The organism is Photorhabdus sp. RM71S, assembly GCF_042879355.1.
Classification (GTDB): Bacteria; Pseudomonadota; Gammaproteobacteria; order Enterobacterales; family Enterobacteriaceae; genus Photorhabdus; species Photorhabdus kayaii.
Genome location: NZ_JBHFKV010000151.1, coordinates 1 through 822 on the forward strand (window position 1 = coordinate 1; position 822 = coordinate 822).

The 822-nt window shown below is 37.1% G+C and carries 3 protein-coding genes; 1 reads left to right on the forward strand and 2 read right to left on the reverse strand.

Translation table 11 applies throughout. From position 1 onward, the window contains the following. Positions 1–133, forward strand: a 133-nt coding sequence (locus tag ACGF5R_RS24205; RefSeq protein WP_387693173.1) for an ATP-binding protein, incomplete at its 5' end; no start/stop codon positions are given. Between the two features lie 179 nt (positions 134–312). On the opposite strand, the gene ACGF5R_RS24210 is transcribed toward ACGF5R_RS24205, so the two are convergent. After that, positions 313–537 carry a DUF4942 domain-containing protein gene (locus ACGF5R_RS24210; RefSeq protein ID WP_387693167.1) on the reverse strand — a complete coding sequence of 75 codons (225 nt, stop codon included), beginning with the start codon at positions 535–537 and terminating at the stop codon, positions 313–315. Positions 538–551: 14 nt separating this feature from the next. Further along, positions 552–725 carry a hypothetical protein gene (locus ACGF5R_RS24215; RefSeq protein ID WP_387693169.1) on the reverse strand — a complete coding sequence of 58 codons (174 nt, stop codon included), beginning with the start codon at positions 723–725 and terminating at the stop codon, positions 552–554. Positions 726–822 lie beyond the last annotated feature (97 nt).

Genomic DNA, 822 nt, shown 5'->3' on the forward strand with positions numbered 1-822 from the left:
AATGATAGGTGATGCCACACACGCTGATGCGATCCTGGACAGACTGGTTCACGGGAGTATTAAAGTCGAATTAAAGGGTGAATCAATGCGTAAAGTGTGTTCAACGTTGACTGATGGAGATCAGTCAATATAGTTTATTAGCAGGTTCTATGAGTGGGGTAAATAGCGATCTCTATCGATGTTATTAACTGATCTCTTTCATGGTAATACTCAATAGATTTGCAATATCATCCACTCCACTAATTATGAGATACAAATGAGTATTAAATGAGGCTTTTTTGATACGCTCATGATGCTTTTTACATCATGGTTTTATCCTTCTTGAATTGGTGGTAACGCATTGGGGAACATTTCTGCAACCATATCATTGACTCTTCCAATTAAATCAGGTTTTGTGAAAGTAAGGTGTAGCGTTCCTTTTTTGAACCATTTCACACTGAAGTATTCAGTATTAAAATGCTGATTTCTTTTTCCTACGTTATCTGCAATATGCAAACCCACGCTTTCACAATATTCAGGGATCTTCTTATTTTCCAATAGACAAAATATTCTCACCAAATCATTAACGGCATCAACTCGATTGAAGCGTATTGAGTATCATCCAGTACCGGTTTCCCTTTCTCATCGAGCTTTGGGATTGTATCGGTAAACTTCCAGTATTGAATCAGCGTACCTTGGCTACCAGACAATTCTATTCGGGTTATTATTAATGCTAATGTACGCATTACTGTCACACGTAGAATCTGGAATATTTCTGTAAATCCTTTAACTGATGGCTTCTGCGTCTTTTCCAGAAAAATGAGAAATTACTGGCTTTTTTTC

Bases quoted from the DNA above. Each gene is read 5' to 3' on its own strand.
- ACGF5R_RS24215 (WP_387693169.1), bottom strand. From the start codon at position 725: ATGCGTACATTAGCATTAATAATAACCCGAATAGAATTGTCTGGTAGC.